This is a genomic window from Ferrimonas balearica, assembly GCF_019802055.1.
GTDB classification, from domain to species: Bacteria; Pseudomonadota; Gammaproteobacteria; order Enterobacterales; family Shewanellaceae; genus Ferrimonas; species Ferrimonas balearica_A.
In genome coordinates this window covers 266,970-289,589 of sequence record NZ_JAHVHW010000006.1, presented here as the reverse complement: position 1 = coordinate 289,589, position 22,620 = coordinate 266,970, and the positions used below count along the sequence as shown (strand labels likewise).

The following is a 22,620-nucleotide window of genomic DNA, read 5'->3' as shown; positions in this document are numbered from 1 at the left end:
CGTAGAGTGAGCAATAGCCAAATTCCGGTGATGGACCCGGCCCGTGAGCAAAGCCTGGCCCAAATCACCATGCTGGAGAACCTGATCCCGCAGACGGTCTCCTACAATACCGCCGGCCACCTGCTGATAATCGGGCCGGAAGATATGATTCGCCTGGCCGCCGCCCAACTGGAAGGCATGGCCAGCCGTACCCTGGTGGCCACCGAAGCGGTGACCAGCCAGGACGAGGCCCACCTTGAGAAGGTGATGGCCGCCGCCGAAGCCACCGAATCTCTGCCGGCCTACTTCAGCCGCACCGTCTCCCTGAAAGGGTTCCTGGGCCAGTTCCAGGCTTTCATCAAGGTGGACGGCGTCGAGCAGGAGCTGGCGCCCGGCGCGGTGCGTCGCCCCCACTATGACCTGGTGCTGGACCTGGGCCAGCAACCGGTGATGAACCTGGAGCTGCTGCCGCCGGGTTACTTCTTCGTGGGCGATGACGCCGACAAACTGGCTGCCGCACTGGCTCAGCTGCCTGAGCTGATTGGCCAGTTCGACAAGCCCCGTTACGTGAAGGTCAACTACGACGTCTGTGCCCACCACTCCAGTGGCATCGACGGCTGTACCCGTTGTCTCAATGTCTGCCCGGCGGACGCCATTGAGAGCGTGGACAACCGCATCGAAGTGGACCCGCATCTGTGCCATGGCGCAGGCAGCTGTACCGCCGCCTGTCCGACCGGCGCCCTGACCTACGATCAGCCCACTCCGGCGATCCTGAAGGATTACGTAAAGCGTCTGCTGACCCGCTATCTGGAGCTGTCTGAGCAGCGTCCGGTGGTGCTGCTGCACGACGAGAGTGCGGGTGAAGCGGCACTGAACGCCCTGCGTCAGCTGCCCGGCGGTGTTCTGCCTATCGCTCTGGAAGAGGTGGCGGTGGCGGGTATCGACAGCTGGCTGGCCACCCTGGCCTGGGGAGCCCGTCAGGTATTGGTGCTGACCACTGAGCAAACCCCGGAAACCCTGATGGCCCTGCTGCGCAGCGAACATCAGCTGGTGACGACTCTGCTGGAAGCGGTGGGTGAGCAGGCGGATCGCGTTCGTCTTATCACCACCGCCGAGCTGGATCAGCTGGACGCGGTGCTGGCACAAAGCGCCACCTTTGCTGAACTGCCGGTAGCGGCTTTTGGTAAGGACCTGGCCAAGCGCGACACCCTGTTCAACGCCCTGGACCACATCAATGGCGCCAGTGCAGGCAGCACCGAGGTGCTGAGCCTGCCCCGCGTGCCCTACGGCACCGTGAACGTGGATGTGGACAAGTGCACCCTCTGCATGAGCTGTTCGGCCCTGTGTCCGACCCGCGCCCTGATGGACGGCGGCGACTCCCCGGCTCTGAAGTTCACCGAGCAGGCCTGTGTGCAGTGTGGTCTGTGTGAGCGCGCCTGTCCGGAGAAAGCGATCACCCTGACCTCCCAGGTTCAGTTGGACCGCGAAGTGCGTCAGACCCAGCGGGTGCTGAAAGAGGAAGAACCTTTTGAGTGCATCACCTGCGGCAAGCCGTTTGCCACCAAGGCCGTTATCGAAAAGATGACAGTGGCCCTGTCTGGCCACAGCGCCTTTGCCGGCGATGCCCTGAACCGTTTGAAAATGTGCGAAGACTGCCGGGTGAAAGATATGTTCACCGACATTCTGAACGATCCCGAGAAGCAACTGCGGGTCTAAATTAGAGGTAGCGATGACTGAACAACACACCACTCGGGTCGTATCTGAACACCAACAGCTTCGCGCTGATATCTATCAGTTGCTGTCGGCACTGCTGCGCCAGGTGCCCAACCCGGAACTGATGCAGTTCCTGGCCAACCTGGAGCTGGACGAAGAGAACGACAGCGACATGGGTAAGGCCTGGCACGGCCTGAAACTGGCAGCCCAGACCCATCTGGACAGCCAATTGGATGATGAGTATTTCAATCTCTTCATCGGTCTGGGTCATGGGGAAGTGATCCCCTACATCAGCTGGTACCTGACCGGTTCCCTGATGGACCAGCCCCTGGCGCTGCTGCGTCAGGATCTGACCCGCCTGGGCTTTGCCCGTGAGGAGAATGTGAAAGAGCCTGAGGATCACCTGGCTGCTCTGTGTGAAGTGATGGCGTTTCTGCTGCTGGAAGGCCGGCAGCAGGACCAGATCCCCTTCTGGCAGAAGCACCTGGCCCCTTGGGTAGACCAGTTCTTTACCGATCTGGCCAACGCAAAACACGCCTCCTTCTACGTTGCTGTTGCAGCGCTGGGACAAGCGTTCTTTGCCGCGGAGAAGGTGGAGTTTGGCAACCTGATCCTGGATGTGCAGGTAGAACAGGCCGGCTGATTTCCGCCTGTGCCAGACCGGATGGGTAAAGGTTCCGGTGGTGGGGCAGAGGGCTGTTGCCCCACCTAAATCCCTCAACACCACGGAGGTGTTATGAACGATCGGCAAACCCGATTGGACCGCCGCCGCGCGCTCAAGGCCCTGGGCCTTGGAGCGGGCGCTGTTGCCCTCTCAAGCGGTACGGTTCAGGCCCAGACGTCCCCGGCTGAGGCCAAATCCGACACGAAGTCGTCCGGCTATCGTGAATCCCCTCATGTCCTAACCTACTACGCCACGTTGCGGAAATAAGGAGGTTCAGGATGAAAATTACACGTTCAGTTCCAACAAAAGCAGTCGCTTGCGAGAAGGAGTCGTTAGGGCTCAATCGTCGCCAGTTCCTCAAGAATGCGGGTATCACCGCAGGCAGCATCGCTGCGGCCTCCATGCTGGGGCAGGGGATGGTACGTAAGGCCGAGGCGGCCACCGCTTCCGGCAGCGGCGACATGAAGACGGTGAAAACCATCTGCTCTCACTGCTCTGTGGGCTGCGGTCTCTATGCCAAGGTGCAGAATGGCGTCTGGGTTCACCAGGAGCCCGCCTTTGACCACCCGATCAACCGGGGCGGCCACTGTGCCAAGGGCGCTTCCCTTATCCACCATACCCACAGTGAAAAGCGGGTGAAGTACCCGATGAAACTGGAAGGCGGTAAGTGGAAGAAGTTGTCCTGGGACGAGGCGGTCAATGAGATTGGCGATTTGATGCTCAAGATCCGCGAAGAGTCTGGTCCGGATTCCATCTACTTTATGGGCTCCGCCAAGACCAACAACGAGCAATCCTATCTCTACCGCAAGTTCGCGGCGATGTGGGGCACCAATAATGTGGACCACTCCGCCCGGATCTGTCACTCCACCACAGTCGCCGGTGTGGCCAACACCTGGGGCTACGGCGCCATGACCAACTCTTACAACGACATGCACAACTGTAAGAGCATGATCTTCATCGGCTCCAACCCCGCTGAAGCGCACCCGGTAGCGATGCAGCACATTCTTACCGGCAAAGAGCGCGGTTCCAAGATGATCGTGGTCGATCCCCGCTTCACCCGTACTGCAGCGCACGCTGACGAGTACGTGCATATCCGACCCGGCACGGACATTCCGTTCATCTATGGCCTGCTCTGGCACATCTTCGAGAATGGCTGGGAAGACAAAGACTTCATCTCCCGTCGTGTCTGGGGCCTTGAGGCGATCCGTGAAGAGGTGAAGAAGTATCCGCCGGATGAGGTGGAGAACATCTGCAGCGTTGGCGAAAAACAGGCTTACCGTGTGGCGAAAATGCTGGCGGATAACCGTCCCGGCACCATCGTATGGTGTATGGGGGGAACCCAGCACACCATCGGTAACGCCAATACCCGCGCGTACTGCATCCTGCAGCTGGCGCTGGGCAACATGGGCGTATCCGGTGGCGGCGCCAACATCTTCCGTGGCCACGATAACGTGCAGGGCGCGACCGACTTCGGTCTGCTGTTCGATAACCTGCCCGGTTACTACGGTCTGTCGGAAGGGGCCTGGCAACACTGGTCACGGGTTTGGGAGCTGGATTATGAGTGGGTGAAATCCCGCTTTGACCAGGGCACCTACCTCGGCAAACAACCGATGACCTCTGCGGGCATTCCCTGCTCACGCTGGCATGACGGTGTGATGGAGGACAAAGCCAAGCTGGGTCAGAAGGACAACATTCGTCTGGCGTTCTTCCTGGGTCAGTCGGTGAATACCGAAACCCGGGGCCGTGAGGTTCGAGCGGCGTTGAACAAGATGGACGCCGTAGTGGTGGTGGATCCCTATCCCACCATGGCGGGGGTAATGAATACCCGCACCGACGGCGTGTACCTGCTGCCGGCGGCCACTCAGTTTGAAACCTACGGTTCGGTGTCCAACTCCAACCGCTCTCTGCAGTGGCGCAGCCAGGTAGTGGAGCCGGTGTTTGATTGCAAACCGGACCACGAAATCATGTACCTGTTCGCCAAGAAGCTGGGCTTCTCTGACCAGATGTTCAAGAACATCGAAGTTCAGGGCAGCGTGCCGCTGATTGAGGACATCACCCGTGAGTACAACCGTGGCATGTGGACGGTCGGATATACCGGTCAGTCCCCTGAGCGTCTGAAGCAGCACCAGGAGAACTGGGGCACCTTCGAGTGGGAAGATCTGCAAGCCAAAGGTGGTCCCTGCAAGGGCGAAACCTACGGTCTGCCGTGGCCCTGCTGGGGTACCGCAGAGCTGAAGCATCCCGGTACTCATATCCTGTACGACACCTCCAAGAACGTGATGGAGGGGGGCGGTAACTTCCGTGCCCGCTTCGGTGTGGAGTACGAAGGGGAGAATCTGTTGGCGGATGACCCGGGCTCACTGGGTAACGACATCGGCGCCGGCTTCCCCGAGTTCACCGCCGACATGCTGAAGCAGCTGGGCTGGTGGGATGAACTGACCGCCGAAGAGAAAGTCGCGGCAGAGGGCCGAAACTGGAAGACCGACCTCTCCGGCGGTATCCAGCGGGTGGCGCTGATGCACGGTTGTATCCCATACGGCAATGCTCGTGCCCGCTGTCGGGTATGGACCTTCCCGGATGAGATCCCGGTACACCGGGAGCCTCTCTACTCCCCGCGTCGTGACCTGATGGTGAAGTACCCGAGCTACGAAGATCGTCAGGTGGCTCGTTTGCCGACCCTGTATCGCTCCATCCAGGAGAAGGTGATGGCCGAAGACCTGGATAAGAAGTTCCCGCTGGTGGTGACCTCCGGGCGCCTGGTGGAATACGAGGGCGGTGGTGAGGAGACCCGTTCCAACCCATGGCTGGCGGAACTCCAGCAAACCATGTTTGTGGAGATCCACCCGTCGGATGCGGCGGATCGTGGTATCCAGGACGGCGATGCCGTAGTGCTGCACTCTCCGGAGGGACCGAAGATCTACATCCATGCATTGGTGACCGAGCGGGTGACAAAGGGTGAGTGCTTTATGCCCTATCACTTTGCCGGGATCTTCGAGGGCGAATCACTGGTACCCCGCTATCCGGACGGTACCGTGCCCTATGTCCAGGGTGAGTCGGCCAACACGACCATGACCTACGGCTATGACATCGTGACGCAGATGCAGGAAACCAAAGTGTCACTCTGCCAGATCAGCAAGGCTTAAGGACGGGAGTCACTTATGGCTACGATGAAATTTCTGTGCGACACCAAACGCTGCATCGAGTGCAACGGTTGTACTGTCGCCTGTAAGAACGTCAACAACAGCGCCCTTCAGTGGGGGATCGCGCGGCGACGCGTGGTCACCATGAATGACGGGATCGAAGGAAAAGAGGTCTCCATCTCGGTGGCTTGCATGCACTGCTCCGATGCCCCTTGTATGGCGGTGTGCCCGGCGGACTGCTTTGAGCAGACTGCCGATGGCATTGTCCGTCACAGCAAGGATAAGTGCATCGGTTGTGGATACTGCTTGTACGCCTGCCCCTTTGGTGCGCCTCAGTTCCCGAAGAAGACCGCGTTCGGCTCCAAGGGCAAGATGGACAAATGCACCTACTGTGCTGGCGGCCCGGACGCCGAGCCGGGTTCCGAGAAGGAAGCCGAGCTCTACGGCGCCAACCGGATTGCCGAGGGCAAGCTGCCCTTCTGTGCGGAAGTGTGTTCCACCAAGTCGCTTCTGGCGGGTGACGCCGAGGTGATCTCCCAGATCTTCCGTCAGCGGGTCGCGGTGCGCGGTGCGCCTGAAGCGGGCTGGGATGGCTGAGCAAGGAGGAAGGGTTATGAAACTCTTAATCACGTTCCGACGCGCTCTGGCGATCCTGGCGTTGGGTGCGGCATTCGCCGTGCCTGCGCTGGCCGCTGAGTCGCCACCGGATGCGGATGCCCAACTGGTGCAGGCGGTGATGGCTGCCCAGGCTGCGGAGGTGGCGGGCGAAGAGTCCGCCATTAAGCAGCAGGGGGAGCTGGATCCATTCTGGAGCGCCGTCAAAGCTGGCGAAGTGGGGAGCAGCAGTTACCCTGGCCAGTTTAATGGCACCCTGATCAACACCTACGATCCAACGCTGATTCAGGCGCGGGCCGGGTGGTTGTCTCAGGTGCTGGCCCTGGCGCTGTTCGGGATGATCGTGATCTTCGCGCTGTTTGTGCTGGTGAACGGAGCCGCCAAGCTGGAGAAAGGCTTCTCCGGCGTGGAGGTACTGCGCTGGTCCAAGCTGGATATCCTGGTGCACTGGTTGATGGCGATCCCCTGTGTTCTGTTGATCCTGACGGGACTGTCTCTGATGGCGGGGCGCTTTGTGTTCGGCTCCTTCCTGGGGCCGGATGGGGTCGCGGCACTGGCGGCCATCGCCAAGCCGATCCACGACTACATGGCGATCCCCTTTGCCATCTTTGGCGTGATAGCCATGCTGCGCTGGATGAAGCACAACTTCCCGGCCGCCTACGACCTTAAGTGGTTTATGGTGGTGGGAGGCTACCTCAACTTTGGGCCGTTTAAAGGCCAGCACCCGGACTCCGGGTTCTCCAATGCCGGCGAGAAGTTGTGGTTCTGGAGCTTCACCATCTTTGGTCTGGCGTTGATCGGTTCCGGCGTCGTCATGCTGTTCCCCGAACAGATTGAGCCAAGTCGTACTGCCAGTCTGACCGCCCTCTACATCCATGGCATCTCCGCCATTGTCATCACCGGTTTCACCGTGGTGCACATCTTTATGGCGACGGTGCTGTCGGAAGGCGGCTTCCCGGCAATGACCAGTGGCTATGTCGACGAGAACTGGGCCAAGCAACACCACAATGTCTGGTATGACGAGATCAAAGCCGATGGCAGCATCCAGTATAAACAGGGCTGACCAAAGTAATTGAGAGGCGTTCTTATCGCCATGCTCATACCCCGCAAAACCCCGCTACGGCGGGGTTTTTTTGAACAGTTTGGTGCGTGATCCAGTCCGCAAAAGTCACATTTTGTGGCTTTGGCAGGAACCCTGTAATCAACGTGTCGAAATAACCATAAATGACTCTCAAAGAGGCCCACTTTGACGTGGAATATTTGGGAGGGACAAAACGGCCCAACCTTTACAAATCCCTAACAGGTGGGGATTTACCCCGCCGAATTTTCGGAAATTACGGCAAATTTCTTCGTGAGCCGGATCAATTTTCTCAAGTGCCCAGTAAGCGATCCTTAGCGCCGCTTGTGAGTGGGTCGCCATATCGGCGCGCCCCGCTTCATGAACGACAAAGGATGATTATGAAAAACCAACCCTCTCTGGCTCGTCGCCAGTTCCTCAAGCAGGTAGCCACCGGCACTGCGGCTGGTGCCGCTGTGATGGCGGTACCGGCTGCCGTAGCGCAGGCTCAGCCTGCAGCTGAGGCCAAGAACAAGGGCTATCAAGAGTCCGAACACGTTCGCAACTACTACGCCGCGGCTCGCGGTCTGTAAGGAGAACCGATGAAACTGACTCCGAACAAGCAAGCTGTTGCGACCAAGACTGATGCCCCGCTGGGCCTGAACCGTCGCCAGTTTCTGAAAAATGCCGGTATCACCACCGGTGGTATCGCTGCTGCGTCCATGCTGGGTGCGGGTATGGTTAAGCGCGCTGAAGCCGCTTCCCACGTTGACCCGAACGCCCCGACCGAGATCAAGCGCACCGTATGTTCTGCCTGTGCGGTAGGCTGTGGTGTTTACGCTGAAGTCCAGAACGGTGTCTGGACTGGACAGGAGCCGGCCTTCGACCATCCCTTCAACCGCGGTGGGCACTGTGCCAAAGGTGCCGCGCTGCGTGAGCATGGCCACTCCATTAAGCGTGTTAAGTACCCGATGAAGCTGGAAGGCGGCAAGTGGAAGAAGCTGTCTTGGGAACAGGCCATCGAGGAAGTCGGCAACCAGATGCTGAAGATCCGCGAAGAGTCCGGCCCGGATTCCGTGTACTTCATGGGTTCTGCCAAGTTCTCCAACGAAGGCTGCTACATGTACCGTAAGTTTGCGGCCATGTGGGGTACCAACAACGTCGACCACTCCGCCCGTATCTGTCACTCCACCACTGTAGCTGGTGTGGCAAATACCTGGGGTTACGGTGCGATGACCAACTCCTTCAACGACATCCGTCACGCCAAAGCGATCTTCTTCATCGGTTCTAACCCGGCTGAAGCGCACCCGGTCTCCATGCAGCACATCCTGACTGCTAAAGAACGCGGCGCTAAGATCATCGTGATCGATCCTCGTTTCTCCCGTACCGCTGCGCACTCCGACCTGCACGTTGGCATCCGCCCCGGTACCGACATTCCGTTCATCTACGGCATGCTGAACGTGATCTTCGAAAACGGCTGGCACGACCAGACCTTCATCGACCAGCGTGTATGGGCGATGGACGAGATCCGTCAGGAAGCGGCTAAGTTCCCGCTGGCTGAAGCTGCCGAAGTGTGTGGCGTAGAAGAGCAAGCGATCTACAACGCGGCCAAGATGATGGCCGAGAACCGTCCGGGTTCCGTTGTATGGTGTATGGGTGGTACCCAGCACACCGTAGGTAACGCCAACACCCGTGCTTACTGTCTGCTCCAGCTGGCTCTGGGCAACATGGGCAAATCCGGTGGCGGTACCAACATCTTCCGTGGCCACGACAACGTACAGGGCGCGACCGACCTGGGTCTGCTGTTCGATACTCTGCCGGGCTACTACGGTCTGACCAGCGCTGCCTGGAAACACTGGACCCACGTTTGGGATCTGGAAGAGAGCTGGGTTAACGGCCGCTTTGACCAGGGCGAGTACCTGGGCAAGAAGCCGCAGAACACCCCTGGCATGCCGTGCTCCCGTTGGCACGACGGCGTTCTGGAAGACAAGCAGAAGCTGGCTCAGCGCGACAACATCCGCATGGCCTTCTTCTGGGGTCAGTCCGTGAACACCGAGACCCGTCAGCGCGACGTGCGTGACGCTCTGGACAAGATGGACACCGTGGTTGTGGTTGACCCGTACCCGACCATGGCTGGCGTAATGCACCGTCGTAAGGACGGCGTATACCTGCTGCCCGCTTGTACTCAGTTCGAGTCCACCGGTTCTCTGTCCAACTCTGGCCGTTCCGTTCAGTGGCGTGAGCAAGTGGTTGAGCCGCTGTTCGACTCCAAGAACGACATCGAGATCATGTACCTGCTGGCCAAGAAAGTTGGCTTCGCTGAGCAGTACACCAAGCGCATTCAGGTAAAAGGCAACGCACCGGTAGTGGAAGACATCACCCGCGAGATCAACCGCGGTATGTGGACCATCGGTATGTCCGGCCAATCTCCGGAGCGTATCAAAGCTCACACCATGAACTGGGGCGCCTTCTCCGTAGAAGACCTGCAGGCCAAAGGTGGCGAGTTCAAGGGCGAGACTTACGGTCTGCCGTGGCCGTGCTGGGGTACTGCAGAGCAGAAGCACCCGGGCACCCACATCCTGTACGACACGTCCAAGCACGTGCTGCAGGGTGGCGGTAACTTCCGTGCCCGTTACGGCGTGGAGTACCAGGGTCAAAACATCCTGGCCGATGGCTCCTTCTCCCTGGGCGCTGAGATCGAAGACGGTTACCCGGAATTCACCGCCGACATGCTGAAGCAGCTGGGCTGGTGGGACGATCTGACCGCAGAAGAGAAAGCCGAAGCGGAAGGCAAGAACTGGAAGACCGACCTGTCTGGCGGCATCGTACGCGTTGCCATGAAGCACGGTTGTATCCCGTTCGGTAACGCCAAAGCCCGTTGTAAGGTTTGGACCTTCCCGGATCCGATGCCGGTACACCGCGAGCCGCTGTACACCCCGCGTCGTGACCTGATCGCCAAGTACCCGACCTATGACGACATGCAAGTACACCGTCTGCCGACTCTGTACAAGACCATTCAGGACAAGGTGATCAGCGAGAACCTCGACAAGAAGTACCCGCTGGTGATGACCTCTGGCCGTCTGGTTGAGTACGAAGGGGGCGGTGAGGAATCCCGTTCCAACCCGTGGCTGGCCGAGCTGCAGCAGGAGATGTTCATCGAGATCAACCCGGTGGATGCTGCTGACCGCGGTCTGCGTGACGGCGACACCGTATGGGTGGAAGGCGCTGAGGGTGGCCGTATCAAGGTACAGGCCATGGTAACCGAGCGCGTTAAGCCGGGCGTAACCTGGATGCCGTACCACTTCGCTGGTGTGATGCATGGCGTTGACCTGGAGTACCCGGAGTCTGGCGACATCAGCACCAAGCCTTTCGTTGTCGGCGAATCCTGTAACACCGCGATGACCTATGGCTACGACCCGATCACTCAGATGCAGGAGACTAAGTCTTCCCTGTGTCAGATCGAGAAAGCCTAAGGTTCACGAGGAGATAAGCCAAAATGGCCACTATGAAATTCATGTGTGACACCAAACGCTGCATCGAATGTAACGGCTGTGTCACCGCTTGTAAGAACGAAAACAACTCCGCTCTGGAGTGGGGCATCCAGCGTCGTCGCGTTGTAACCATCAACGACGGTAAGCCGGGTGAAGCCTCCATCTCTGTAGCTTGTATGCACTGTGCTGACGCGCCTTGTATGAAAGTGTGCCCGGTGAACGTATTCAGCAAGACTGAAGACGGCATCGTTCTGCACGACAAAGAGCGTTGCATCGGTTGTGGTTACTGCCTGTACGCCTGTCCGTTTGGTGCGCCTCAGTTCCCGAAAAAAGCCGTATTCGGCTCCAAGGGCAAGATGGACAAATGCACCTTCTGCGCCGGTGGCCCGAACACCGAAGCGGGCTCCATCAAGGAGCAGGAGCTGTACGGTGCCAACCGTATCGCTGAAGGCAAGCTGCCGATGTGTGCCGAGCTGTGTTCCACCAAGGCCCTGCTGGCGGGCGATGCGGGCATGGTGTCCGACATCTACCGTGAGCGTGTGGTTAACCGTGGCCACAAAGACGGCGCCTGGAGCTAAGGCGTGACGAGCCGGGGCAGCGTGCTGCCCCGGCCCATCCACTAGGAGCAATCATGTTCTATAAGATGCTGAAACCCTTGCTGCTGATGGTGGCGCTGCTGCCGGGCCTGGCTCTGGCCAGCGACGCCGGTATGGTAGCGGCTCAGGCAGGGAACGAAGCAGAAGTGGTATGGCAGGCGATCCAACAGGGCGCCGAAGGCCGTACCGTTTCTGATTCTGAGTTCCACGCTCAGCTGATCAACCCGCAGGACGAGCGTCTGCTGCCTCTGCGCAGCGACATCCTGGCCCCGGGCCTGGCCCTGGCGCTGTTTGGCATGATCGCCGTATTTGCTGCGTTCATCGCAGTGAACGGCATCTCCAAGCTGCACCACGGCTTCTCCGGCAAGATGGTCTACCGCTGGTCCAAAGCGGACGTGGCGATCCACTGGTTGGGTGCCATTCCCTGTCTGCTGCTGATCCTGACCGGTCTGACTCTGCTGGCGGGCCGCCTGATCATCGAGCCCTACCTGGGCCAACAGACCTTCGCCACCATGGCAGCGATCGCCAAGCCGGTTCACGACTACATGGCCATCCCGTTCATGCTGGGTTGGTTGCTGATGACCGTGAAGTGGGCCAAGAACCAGATCCCGGCCAAGTACGACATCGCCTGGTTTATGGTGGTGGGTGGCTACATCAACTTCGGCCCGTTCAAAGGCAAGCACCCGGATGCGGGTTTTGCTAACGCCGGTGAGAAGCTGTGGTTCTGGACCTTCGCGGCCTTCGGTGCGGTGATCTCTGCCTCTGGTGTGGTCCTGCTGTTCCCCGAGTATGTGGAGCCGTCTCGTAACCTGAGCCTGCTGTCGCTGATCATCCATGGCATCTCCGCCATCATCATCTGCGCCTTCTCCATCGTTCACATCTTCATGGCGACCGTCATGTCCGAAGGTGGTATGGAGTGTATGGTGTCTGGCTACTGTGATGAGAACTGGGCGATCCAGCACCACAACGTGTGGTACGACGAGATCAAAGCCGACGGTACTCTGAAGTACAAAGAGTAAGGGGTTGCGGGAGTCAGATACTGCCTCCATACGCTGAACCTTCTACCAAGATTAAGCCGCCGAAAGGCGGCTTTTTTTGTGCCTGTTGATATCTCATACTCTGTTGGCGCTCCTGGTGTAGGCAGCCCTTCTTCATTATTGACCTTAAAAAGCGCTTTCAATTGAGAAAAATTATTAGTTATTAAACCTCACGCTTTGGATGAAACGGATGTTTAAAATTTTCGCAATATCAATCGGCATTAAGGAGATATTGCGTAATGGAAATACACAACATCCACCGAAACCCAAGGTGGTTAACCGGTCTGACTCTTAAAACACTTCTGTTTGGCACTTTGATTTCAACGGCATCTACCAGCCTGGCTATCGGTATCACCGACGAGAAATTTACTGATCTGGCGGGCGAATTAAGTGCTGACGAAACCGCGGTCAACCTGGCTTATGGCCAACTCAACGAGGCATCACTGGCATCGCACTTTAATCCTGTGGGGATGCTGCTGGCTGGCAACTTAAGATGCACCGCGACCTGGCTGGGCAGCGAGGAGGACTCCGCCTATATCGTGACCGCCGCGCATTGTGTTTATGGGGACAACAAAAGCGAGGAGTCGAGATATATCGGAGAGAGGGCCACATTCCGAACGGGGGACGGACGAATCCTGGCTCATGGTATCGCCACCACAAATTTCGCTGGCTATACCCAGTGCAGTAATGACATTGCAGTGGTGGAGCTCCCTCTTATTGCAAACCCAATAGACTCTAATGGTCAGCTTGTTCCCAAGCCGGTGTTTGCGGATCAACCTGAGTTTACCGGCTTTCAATATCAGCCCATGACTCTGGCGGGTTATGGCTATTGGGGAACCCCCACACTGGGAAATCTTGGTTGGGGGCGTGCTTTCGGGCAAGGGGGTATACCGCTGGATTTTGGCGGTTGCCTGTTGAACCAGGCAGACTCCGAGGAGGCGTGGGCTTTTGGCGCGCCCGGTGACAGCGGTTCCGCGTCCTGGCACTGGCGTGACGGACAGTTTATTGCCACTGGTATCGCTTCACGATGGCTTGGCTGGGCAGGGCGCTCCTCGTTACACACTCGCATTGCGCCTCACCATCAGTGGCTGAAGCGCGTGTACCCCCAAATCAATACGGTGACCCGTTCTCGAACATTGACTGAGTCATCGCCCATCGAGTTGGGCAGTGTTGAAAGGAGTGTAAAAGGATCGGTCTATTACAATGCCGGTGACAATACACTAGGGCCAAGGGATTCCCAATGGGATTACCCCTCTGGGTTCACATACTTGGGTGTGTATTTGACCGATCAAAGTGAAAGGACAAGCAGACTGGTCATATTAAGAGCGCAGCGCCTGACTCATTGTGGCTGGGGCGAAATCAATAATGGCGTTTATTGTCGTGGCGGTGCGAACAAAGGGGATCTCAAAGTCTGGTTTGAACACGAAGATAACGCCGGTCTCGTACCTGGCCTTTATCAGGGCACGTTCACGCTGGAGGCCAAGGGTTGGCACGATGAATCTTACCAATCCAGCATTGCGCTTAAGGCGAACATCCTGATGGAAGGGAATCGCGGTATTGAAGGGACGGTGACCGAGACCAAGGCAACCCGAACCATCCCTTATGACAGCACAGTGCGTGGCACCATTTATTATCAGGCGCACGGCAGCACCAAAAGTGATACGGGCGGGCCGGTCTGGAATGGGGAGGGGGGACGCTGGTCGACACTGGATGTTCTGGTGCGAAATCGTGATACCAAAGAGGCCCACTCGGTGAAGCTCAGAGCTTCTCGGCTTGCCAGCGGCTGTATGTGGGTAACCATGAACAATGCCGTTTCGTGTCAGGGCGACGAGCAGGGCTCGTATGGTCAGCTCGATATCTCCTACCATGAGTCAGATAACCCTGACCTGCCTGATGGTCGATATGAGAGTTACTTCAATCTCAAAGCCATCGGATGGCATACGAACTTCCATAAAGTCCTGACTTTCCGCGTTGATGTGAATAAGGGCGGATGATGAAGCGAAGGTTGATTGGCGGTGCGCTGGTCATCGCAGTGGTCATCGCTGCCTATCTTTCTCTAAGGGTGAGCCCCTCTCCCTTAGAGGGCGCGGTGGAGATGGCGGTGCCAAAAACGGCTCGGTCACCCGGCACCGTGCAAGTGAGCCCTCCTTCAGGTGGTGATCAGGATGAGGTTGCAGTTCGGGATGCGGGGCCAATGATGGCTCCGCGTTCCGACACCATCGAAGCGTACCTTCGGGATGTTGAAGCGATGAACCCGGAGTTGGCTGTGCCGTCCTCTCCGCTGCCGCAAGAAAAGGAAGAGGTGGTGGTGCTCTATGACCTTGACCTTACACTGTGGCGCGCCTCTGCGGCCGCGAAGTCTGTCTTTGCGAACTACGCCCTGAATGTGCAGCTTGATGAGAGCCACTTTGTGGAGTTTGACGAGAGCACTCTGGATATTCTGGAACCAGGCCAGCGATTTTCCCTTCCCCCCCTCAATGGCCTATCTCAGTCGGTCATCGTCAAAACACAGGAGAGCCTGAGGCAAGATGCCATCAACTGGGACTTGGTGGACGATCGTGGCGTGTCCGTTGGCAGCATTACCCGAATCGGTGATGCCGTTGAGGGGATCTTTTTTGTCTCCGCTGGCACTTATCACTTAAGGGCTGTAAATGGTGTTGGCTGGGTGGCGGATGACGCTACGCTCACTGCTTTTCTTGAGAATGAGGCTAAGGCAAGCGAGTTGCCACAGTGAAATGCCGCATTGCGGATTGAGTGACCCCCATCTCTCAATCGATCTCAAGGGCCAATTTTCACCTGTTTGCTCGCTTAAATACGAATGTCTCCTATTCACCCCAATGCCCCGCACTGCGGGGCATTTTTTCGAATGCGATTTTAGGTGATCCAGATCACAAAGTGGTGAAATTAATGAGGATTTCTTACCGGAACGAACGCGGAAAGTAAGAAACCGAAAATCCTTTCCTGTGACGCCCGGCAAAGCTGTCGACTGGGTCACCTGGACACAATGACTCACCTTAAAGGGGGTTTTTACAAAAACCGCGACTTTTTCGAGCCAACGCACGTTTTTCGGCAAATTCCGGCTTGCGCCAGATCAATATATCTTCTCTTTCGCCAAGTCATGATGCCTCCGTCACATGACCATGACCGCTCCGATGATCTGTGTCTCATTGTTTGTCCGAAGGGGCCGAGACGTTTGGATCTGACGACCTAAGGAAGCCTATGAAAACCGAAAAACCATTGGCTCGACGCCAATTCCTCAAAACGCTGGCTACCGGTACTGCTGCCGCTGGCGCCGCTATGGCCGCTGCGCCTGCCGTGATGGCTGCTGAAGCCCCTGCCGCGACTGAAAGTCAGTCCAAAGGGTACCGCGAGTCCGAGCACGTGCGTCGTTACTACGCCGTGGCCCGTGGCCAGTAATTGAGGAGAGAACCATGAAACTGACTCGTAAAGGCACTTCAGTTCAGGCTGGCAATGGCCTGGGCCTGAACCGCCGCCAATTTCTGAAAAACGCCGGTATCACCACCGGTGGTATCGCCGCTGCCTCCATGCTGGGCGCCGGTATGGTACGTAAAGCTGAAGCCAAAGCCGTATCCGCTGAAGGCCCGATTGAGCAGGTGAAAACCATCTGTTCCCACTGCTCCGTAGGTTGTGGTATCTACGCCGAAGTTCAGAACGGCGTATGGACCGGTCAGGAGCCGGCGTTTGACCACCCGATCAACCGTGGCGGCCACTGCGCCAAGGGTGCCTCCATCCGTCACCACGGCCACAGCGAAAAGCGGGTGAAGTACCCGATGAAGCTGGAAGGCGGTAAGTGGAAGAAGCTGTCCTGGGACCAGGCGATCAACGAGATCGGCGACCAGATGCTGAAGATCCGCGAAGAGTCCGGTCCGGATTCCATCTACTTTATGGGTTCCGCCAAGTTCTCTAACGAACAGGCCTACCTGTACCGTAAATTTGCGGCAATGTGGGGCACCAACAACGTCGACCACTCTGCCCGTATCTGTCACTCCACCACCGTAGCTGGTGTGGCCAACACCTGGGGTTACGGCGCACAGACCAACTCCTACAACGACATGCACAACTGTAAAGCGATGCTCTTTATCGGCTCCAACGCCGCTGAAGCGCACCCGGTTGCCATGTCTCACGTGCTCACCGGTAAAGAGCGCGGCGCCAAGATGATCGTGGTCGATCCTCGCTTCACCCGTACTGCAGCGCACGCTGACGAGTACGTGCATATCCGACCCGGTACTGACATCCCGTTCATCTACGGCCTGCTGTGGCACATCTTCGAGAACGGCTGGGAAGATAAAGACTTCATCCGTCGCCGTGTTTACGGCATGGACGCGATCCGTGAAGAAGTGAAGAAGTACACTCCGGAAGAGGTGGAAGATCTGACCTCCGTTTCCGGTGAGCAGATGTACCGTGTGGCCAAGATGCTGGCCGAGCACCGTCCGGGCACCATCGTATGGTGTATGGGTGGTACTCAGCACACCGTAGGTAACGCCAACACCCGTGCGTACTGCATCCTGCAGCTGGCTCTGGGCAACATGGGCGTATCCGGCGGCGGTGCCAACATCTTCCGTGGCCACGACAACGTACAGGGCGCCACCGACTTCGGTCTGCTGTTCGACAACCTGCCGGGCTACTACGGTCTGTCCGAAGGTGCGTGGAAGCATTGGGCCAATGTTTGGAACCTGGAGTTCGATTGGGTGAAAGCCCGCTTCGACCAGGGCTCCCACCTGGGCAAAGTGCCGATGAACACCCCCGGTATCCCGTGCTCCCGTTGGCACGATGGTGTACTGGAAGACAAAGCCAAGATCGGCCAGAAAGACAACATCCGTCTGGCGTTCTTCTGGGGTCAGTCTGTGAATACCGAAACCCGTGGCCGTGAGGTGCGTGAAGCACTGAACAAGATGGACACCGTGGTGGTGGTTGACCCGTACCCGACCATGGCCGGTGTAATGCACCAGCGCAAAGACGGCGTTTACCTGCTGCCTGCTGCGACCCAGTTCGAAACCTACGGTTCCATCTCCGCCTCCAACCGCTCTCTGCAGTGGCGTTCCAAGGTCATCGAGCCGATGTTCGAGTCCCTGCCGGACCACGTGATCATGTACAAGATCGCCAAGAAGGTGGGTATTGCTGACCAGATGTTCAAGCACATCCAGGTCAACAACGACGAGCCGCTGGTTGAAGACATCACCCGTGAATTTAACAAGGGCATGTGGACCATCGGTTACACCGGTCAGTCTCCTGAGCGTCTGAAGCAGCACCAGGAAAACTGGCACCTGTTCAGCTGGGAAGACCTGAAAGCCCCGGGTGGCGCAGTGAAAGGCGAAACCTACGGTCTGCCGTGGCCGTGCTGGGGTACCCCGGAGCTGAAGCACCCTGGTACTCACATCCTGTACGACACCTCCAAACACGTTATGGAAGGTGGCGGTAACTTCCGCGCCCGTTTCGGTGTAGAGCACGATGGCGTCAGCATCCTGGCTGAAGATGCCGGTTCCAAAGGCAACTACTTCCAGGACGGCTTCCCTGAGTTCACTGCTGACATGCTGAAGCAGCTGGGCTGGTGGGACGAGCTGACTGCGGAAGAGAAGCAGCACGCTGAAGGCAAGAACTGGAAGACCGACATCTCTGGCGGTATCCAGCGCGTGGCCATGAAGCACGGTTGTATTCCGTTCGGTAACGCCAAGGCCCGTGTGAAGGTTTGGACCTTCCCGGATGAGATCCCGGTACACCGTGAGCCGCTGTACACCCCGCGTCGCGACCTGATCGCCAAGTACCCGACCCACGAAGACATGCAGGTTCACCGTCTGCCCACCCTGTTCAAGTCCATCCAGGACCGGGTGATCAGCGAGAACCTGGACAAGAAGTTCCCGCTGGTGGTGACTTCCGGTCGTCTGGTTGAGTACGAAGGGGGCGGTGAAGAGACCCGTTCCAACCCGTGGCTGGCTGAACTCCAGCAGGAGATGTTCGTTGAGATCAACCCGGTGGATGCGGCAGACCGTGGCATCCGCGATGGCGATGACGTCAAGCTGAAGTCGCCCGAAGGTGCGGTCATTGGCATGAAAGCCATGGTGACCGAGCGTGTATCCGTAGGCGAAACCTTTATGCCGTACCACTTCGCTGGTGTGTTTGAAGGTGAAGAGCTGCAGTACCCCGAGTCCGGTGGTATCAGCACCAAGCCCTACGTGGTGGGTGAATCCGCCAACACCGCGCTGACCTACGGTTACGACCCGGTGACCCAGATGCAGGAGACCAAGGTGTCCCTGTGTGAAATCGTCAAAGCTTAACGTCGGCCTTAGGAGATAAGCCCATATGGCGACTATGAAATTCATGTGTGACACCAAACGCTGCATCGAATGTAACGGCTGTGTCACCGCTTGTAAGAACGAAAACGACTCCGCTCTGGAGTGGGGTATCCAGCGCCGCCGCGTAGTGACCATCAACGACGGTAAGCCGGGTGAAACCTCCATCTCCGTGGCTTGTATGCACTGTGCTGATGCGCCCTGCATGAAGGTGTGTCCGGTCAACGTGTTCAGCAAGACCGAAGACGGCATCATCCTGCACGACAAAGAGCGCTGCATCGGTTGTGGTTACTGCCTGTACGCCTGTCCGTTTGGCGCACCGCAGTTCCCGAAACAGTCTGCGTTCGGTTCCAAGGGCAAGATGGACAAGTGCACCTTCTGTGCCGGTGGTCCGAACACCGAGGCGGGTTCCGCCAAGGAGAAAGCCCTGTACGGTGCCAACCGTATCGCTGAAGGCAAGCTGCCGATGTGTGCCGAGCTGTGTGCTACCAAGGCCCTGCTGGCCGGTGATGCGGGCACTGTGTCCGACATCTACCGCGAGCGTGTGGTAACCCGTGGCCATAAAGACGGAGCCTGGGGCTAAGTCCCACTCCCAGGGGGACGGCTTTTACAGCCGTCCCCGCTGTTGTCTAAAGGAGCGACTATGTTCAAAACTCTGCTCAAGCCGCTGCTGATGCTCTTGGTATTGGTTCCTGGTTTGGCCCTGGCGTCCGACCCGGGCACCGTGGCTGCCCAGTCCGGCAACGAAGCGGAAGTGGTGTGGCAGGCGATTCAACAGGGCGCTGAAGGGCGTACCGTGTCTGAGTCCGAGTTCCATGCCCAGCTGATCAACCCGCAGGACGAGCGTCTGCTGCCTTTCCGCAGTGACATTCTGGCTCCGGGTATGGCGCTGGCGCTGTTTGGCATGATCGCCGTATTCGCTGCGTTTATCGCGGTGAACGGCATCTCCAAGCTGCACCACGGCTTCTCCGGCAAGATGGTTTACCGCTGGTCCAAGGCGGATGTGGCGATCCACTGGCTGGGTGCCATTCCCTGTCTGTTGCTGATCGTGACCGGTCTGACGCTGTTGGCGGGCCGCCTGATCATCGAGCCCTACCTGGGTCAGCAGGCGTTTGCCACCATGGCAGCCTTCGCCAAGCCGGTTCACGACTACATGGCCATCCCGTTCATGCTGGGTTGGTTGCTGATGACCGTGAAGTGGGCCAAGAACCAGATCCCCGCCAAGTACGACCTGGACTGGTTCCTGGTGGTGGGTGGCTACATCAACTTCGGCCCGTTCAAAGGCAAGCACCCGGATGCGGGCTTTGCCAACGCGGGTGAAAAGGTGTGGTTCTGGACCTTCGCCCTGTGCGGCGCAATCATCGCCGTTTCCGGTGTGATCCTGCTGTTCCCGGAATACGTGGAGCCGTCCCGTAACCTGAGCCTGTTGGCGCTGATCGTGCACGCCAGTGCCGCCATCATCGTCACCGCGTTCTCCATCGTTCACATCTTCATGGCGACCGTCATGTCCGAAGGGGGGATGGAGTGCATGGTATCCGGTTACTGTGATGAGAACTGGGCCAAGCAGCACCACAATGTGTGGTATGACGAGATCAAGGCTGACGGTACTCTGAAGTACAAAGAGTGATACCTTGGTGAGTCACCACTTACCCTGATGAAAAGTCCCGCCTGGCGGGACTTTTTTGTTTCTAGAGGGGGGCTAACGGTGCCCGAAATTGTCATGCCGATGCACTCGGCCACAGGCCTCTATTCAGTGACCACCAGGCGCAGATGGCATCGACAGCGTAAACCGGTTTTGCCCAGCTAATCATCCAACACTTTGTTCGCTTGTTGTCACGACTGTTCTATTGAATCGAATAGTGGCGCCACATTTTTGCGATTTTTATATCAGTAAATCGCACTAAACTGACACCTGTCTTGTTAACCATTTCGACCTCAAGGACCGACTCATGACTGACCCACGTAATCACGCTCTTGCTGCTCCCACTGACCTGCTGGCCCGTGCCCTGATGGCCTTTATCTTTATCGCAGCTGGCTTCCATAAAATTGGCGGCTTCGCTGGTACCCAAGGGTGGATGGAGTCGATGGGCGTGCCCGGCATCCTGCTCTACCCGGTGGTGGTGCTGGAGCTGTTTGGCGGCCTGGCGATTCTGCTGGGATTCAAAACCCGCATCATCGCCTTCCTGCTGGCGGGTTTCTGTGTGCTCTCCGCGGTGATTTTCCATGGCGACCTGGCCAACGACTTCAATGCCTTTGCCAAGAACCTGGCGATGGCAGGGGGCTTCCTGCTGCTGACCATCAACGGTGCTGGCAAGCTGAGCCTGGACGCCAAGCTGGCCAAATAACATCAGAGCGGGGCGAACTGCCGCCCCCTCGTTATCACATTGCCTAGCCAACACACTTCAGGAGCTGACCATGGGACAACTGGTTAACGGCGTCTGGCATGACGTCTGGTATGACACGGAGACCAGCAAGGGTGAATTTGTTCGTGAGCAGGCCAAGCTGCGCAACTGGATCACCCCGGATGGCTCCCCTGGCCCCACTGGAGAGGGTGGCTTCAAAGCGGAGAAGGGACGCTACCACCTGTATGTTTCCTATGCCTGTCCTTGGGCCCATCGCACCCTGATCTTCCTCGCTCTGAAAGGGCTCCGGGATTACATCGATGTGTCCGTGGTCAGCCCCGATATGCTGGATAAGGGGTGGAGCTTTGATCTGGCCTCAGGCTCCAGCGGCGATAAGCTGCATGGCTTTGATTACCACTACCAGGTCTACACCGCCAACCAGGCGAATTACACCGGCCGAGTGACGGTGCCGGTACTGTGGGACACCCAAACCCATCGCATCGTCAACAATGAGTCATCGGAGATCATCCGGATGCTCAACAGCGCATTTGACCACCTCACCGGCAACCAGGATGACTACTGGCCGGAAGCGCTTCGGGATGAGATCGAATCGGTCAACAAGGATGTCTACGACAACATCAACAACGGGGTATACCGGGCGGGTTTTGCCACCACTCAGGAGGCGTATGAGGCCGCTTATGATCGCCTCTTTGACGCCCTGGATCGGCTGGAGAGCCGACTGAGTCAGCAGCGCTACTTGCTGGGAGAGCGTATCACTGAGGCGGATTGGCGCCTGTTCACCACCCTGGTGCGGTTTGACGCGGTCTACTTCGGACACTTCAAATGCAACCGGCAGCTGCTCTCCAGTTTCCCCAACTTGTCCGGGTATGTGCGGGAGTTGTACCAGTGGCCCGGAGTAGCAGAGACCGTCAACATGGCGCACATCAAGCGCCACTACTACTACAGCCATGACATGATCAACCCGACCCGGGTGGTGCCCAAAGGGCCGGAATTGGATTTTCTGACACCCCATGGCCGGGATCACCTCTGAATGTCGGCGCAACGCCTAAAATTAAAGGTGTGGCCGACGTTGCCAGGAGGTGCCTTATGGGTGTTGCCATTAAAGTCAGTGATTACCTCAAGTCTCTTGGGGTTCAGTACGAACTGGTTCCCCACCGCCATAGCCAGTCTGCGTTGCAGTCTGCGGTGAGTGCGGGTGTGCCAGCCAGACAGACCGCCAAAGCGGTGATTCTTGAAGATCATGAAGGCCGACGGGTGATGGCCGTGGTGCCCGCTGCCAACCGCGTGCTGCTGCATAAACTGGGTGAGCATCTGGGCCGTGAACTGCACCTGATCCCGGAATCACGGCTGAAAAACGCCTTCGACGATTGCGAACTTGGCGCTGTGCCCGCTGTGGGAGACCCCTACCAGGTTCAGGCGGTTTACGACGATCAACTCAGTGAGGAGAACGAGATCTTCCTCGAAGCGGGGGATCATGAAAACCTTATCCGCATCAACAAAGAAGCCTTTATGGCGCTGATGGCCAATCACATTCATGGCCGCTTCAGCGTGGTCAGAGGCATCGATTACGGCCAGACCCGGCGGGCCTGGGACTGGCAGTAAATCCGAGATTAACCCCTTGCCGGGAGTCGCCAAAGCGCGGTCTCCCGGCTTTTTT

The 22,620-nt window shown here is 58.0% G+C and carries 19 protein-coding genes; all 19 read left to right on the top strand.

What is annotated here, in order from left to right:
• Positions 1 to 6 precede the first annotated feature (6 nt).
• Complete coding sequence (locus KUV52_RS06675; RefSeq protein WP_409996469.1) at positions 7 to 1,695, top strand: 4Fe-4S binding protein; 1,689 nt, start codon at positions 7 to 9, stop codon at positions 1,693 to 1,695.
• A 13-nt stretch (positions 1,696 to 1,708) separates the two neighbouring features.
• Positions 1,709 to 2,335, top strand: coding sequence for a molecular chaperone (locus KUV52_RS06670; protein WP_222525161.1), 627 nt, complete (start codon positions 1,709 to 1,711; stop codon positions 2,333 to 2,335).
• Between the two features lie 93 nt (positions 2,336 to 2,428).
• Entirely contained in the window at positions 2,429 to 2,623 is a 195-nt protein-coding gene (locus KUV52_RS19060; RefSeq protein WP_222525160.1) for a twin-arginine translocation signal domain-containing protein, read from the top strand.
• A gap of 11 nt (positions 2,624 to 2,634) precedes the next feature.
• Positions 2,635 to 5,499 carry a formate dehydrogenase subunit alpha gene (locus KUV52_RS06660; protein ID WP_222525159.1) on the top strand — a complete coding sequence of 955 codons (2,865 nt, stop codon included), beginning with the start codon at positions 2,635 to 2,637 and terminating at the stop codon, positions 5,497 to 5,499.
• A 15-nt stretch (positions 5,500 to 5,514) separates the two neighbouring features.
• Positions 5,515 to 6,093 (top strand): formate dehydrogenase FDH3 subunit beta, encoded by a 579-nt coding sequence (gene fdh3B, locus KUV52_RS06655; RefSeq protein ID WP_222525158.1) that lies wholly within the window; start codon positions 5,515 to 5,517, stop codon positions 6,091 to 6,093.
• A gap of 139 nt (positions 6,094 to 6,232) precedes the next feature.
• On the top strand, positions 6,233 to 7,174 hold the full coding sequence (locus KUV52_RS06650; RefSeq protein WP_409996472.1) for a formate dehydrogenase subunit gamma: 942 nt from the start codon (positions 6,233 to 6,235) through the stop codon (positions 7,172 to 7,174).
• A gap of 395 nt (positions 7,175 to 7,569) precedes the next feature.
• Positions 7,570 to 7,761: a twin-arginine translocation signal domain-containing protein gene (locus KUV52_RS06645; RefSeq protein WP_222525156.1), complete on the top strand. Its 192-nt coding sequence runs from the start codon at positions 7,570 to 7,572 to the stop codon at positions 7,759 to 7,761.
• Positions 7,762 to 7,770: 9 nt separating this feature from the next.
• Positions 7,771 to 10,641, top strand: coding sequence for a formate dehydrogenase subunit alpha (locus tag KUV52_RS06640; protein ID WP_222525155.1), 2,871 nt, complete (start codon positions 7,771 to 7,773; stop codon positions 10,639 to 10,641).
• 23 nt (positions 10,642 to 10,664) lie between these two features.
• On the top strand, positions 10,665 to 11,237 hold the full coding sequence (gene fdh3B / locus KUV52_RS06635) for a formate dehydrogenase FDH3 subunit beta (RefSeq protein ID WP_222525154.1): 573 nt from the start codon (positions 10,665 to 10,667) through the stop codon (positions 11,235 to 11,237).
• 53 nt (positions 11,238 to 11,290) lie between these two features.
• Entirely contained in the window at positions 11,291 to 12,274 is a 984-nt protein-coding gene (locus tag KUV52_RS06630) for a formate dehydrogenase subunit gamma (RefSeq protein WP_222525153.1), read from the top strand.
• A gap of 257 nt (positions 12,275 to 12,531) precedes the next feature.
• The gene (locus KUV52_RS06625) at positions 12,532 to 14,286 is read left to right on the top strand and encodes a hypothetical protein (RefSeq protein ID WP_222525152.1); all 1,755 of its coding nucleotides are present in this window, start codon (positions 12,532 to 12,534) and stop codon (positions 14,284 to 14,286) included.
• A 203-nt stretch (positions 14,287 to 14,489) separates the two neighbouring features.
• Positions 14,490 to 15,026 (top strand): hypothetical protein, encoded by a 537-nt coding sequence (locus KUV52_RS06620; protein WP_222525151.1) that lies wholly within the window; start codon positions 14,490 to 14,492, stop codon positions 15,024 to 15,026.
• 485 nt (positions 15,027 to 15,511) lie between these two features.
• On the top strand, positions 15,512 to 15,709 hold the full coding sequence (locus KUV52_RS06615; protein WP_222525150.1) for a formate dehydrogenase: 198 nt from the start codon (positions 15,512 to 15,514) through the stop codon (positions 15,707 to 15,709).
• Positions 15,710 to 15,723: 14 nt separating this feature from the next.
• On the top strand, positions 15,724 to 18,585 hold the full coding sequence (locus KUV52_RS06610; RefSeq protein ID WP_222525149.1) for a formate dehydrogenase subunit alpha: 2,862 nt from the start codon (positions 15,724 to 15,726) through the stop codon (positions 18,583 to 18,585).
• Positions 18,586 to 18,610: 25 nt separating this feature from the next.
• Positions 18,611 to 19,183: a formate dehydrogenase FDH3 subunit beta gene (gene fdh3B, locus KUV52_RS06605; protein WP_222207714.1), complete on the top strand. Its 573-nt coding sequence runs from the start codon at positions 18,611 to 18,613 to the stop codon at positions 19,181 to 19,183.
• A gap of 60 nt (positions 19,184 to 19,243) precedes the next feature.
• On the top strand, positions 19,244 to 20,227 hold the full coding sequence (locus KUV52_RS06600; RefSeq protein WP_222525148.1) for a formate dehydrogenase subunit gamma: 984 nt from the start codon (positions 19,244 to 19,246) through the stop codon (positions 20,225 to 20,227).
• 322 nt (positions 20,228 to 20,549) lie between these two features.
• Positions 20,550 to 20,945 (top strand): DoxX family protein, encoded by a 396-nt coding sequence (locus KUV52_RS06595; protein ID WP_222525147.1) that lies wholly within the window; start codon positions 20,550 to 20,552, stop codon positions 20,943 to 20,945.
• A gap of 70 nt (positions 20,946 to 21,015) precedes the next feature.
• The gene (locus tag KUV52_RS06590; RefSeq protein WP_222525146.1) at positions 21,016 to 21,993 is read left to right on the top strand and encodes a glutathione S-transferase family protein; all 978 of its coding nucleotides are present in this window, start codon (positions 21,016 to 21,018) and stop codon (positions 21,991 to 21,993) included.
• A gap of 56 nt (positions 21,994 to 22,049) precedes the next feature.
• Positions 22,050 to 22,565, top strand: a complete 516-nt coding sequence (locus KUV52_RS06585) for an aminoacyl-tRNA deacylase (RefSeq protein WP_222525145.1) — start codon at positions 22,050 to 22,052, stop codon at positions 22,563 to 22,565.
• The last annotated feature ends 55 nt before the right edge of the window (positions 22,566 to 22,620 follow it).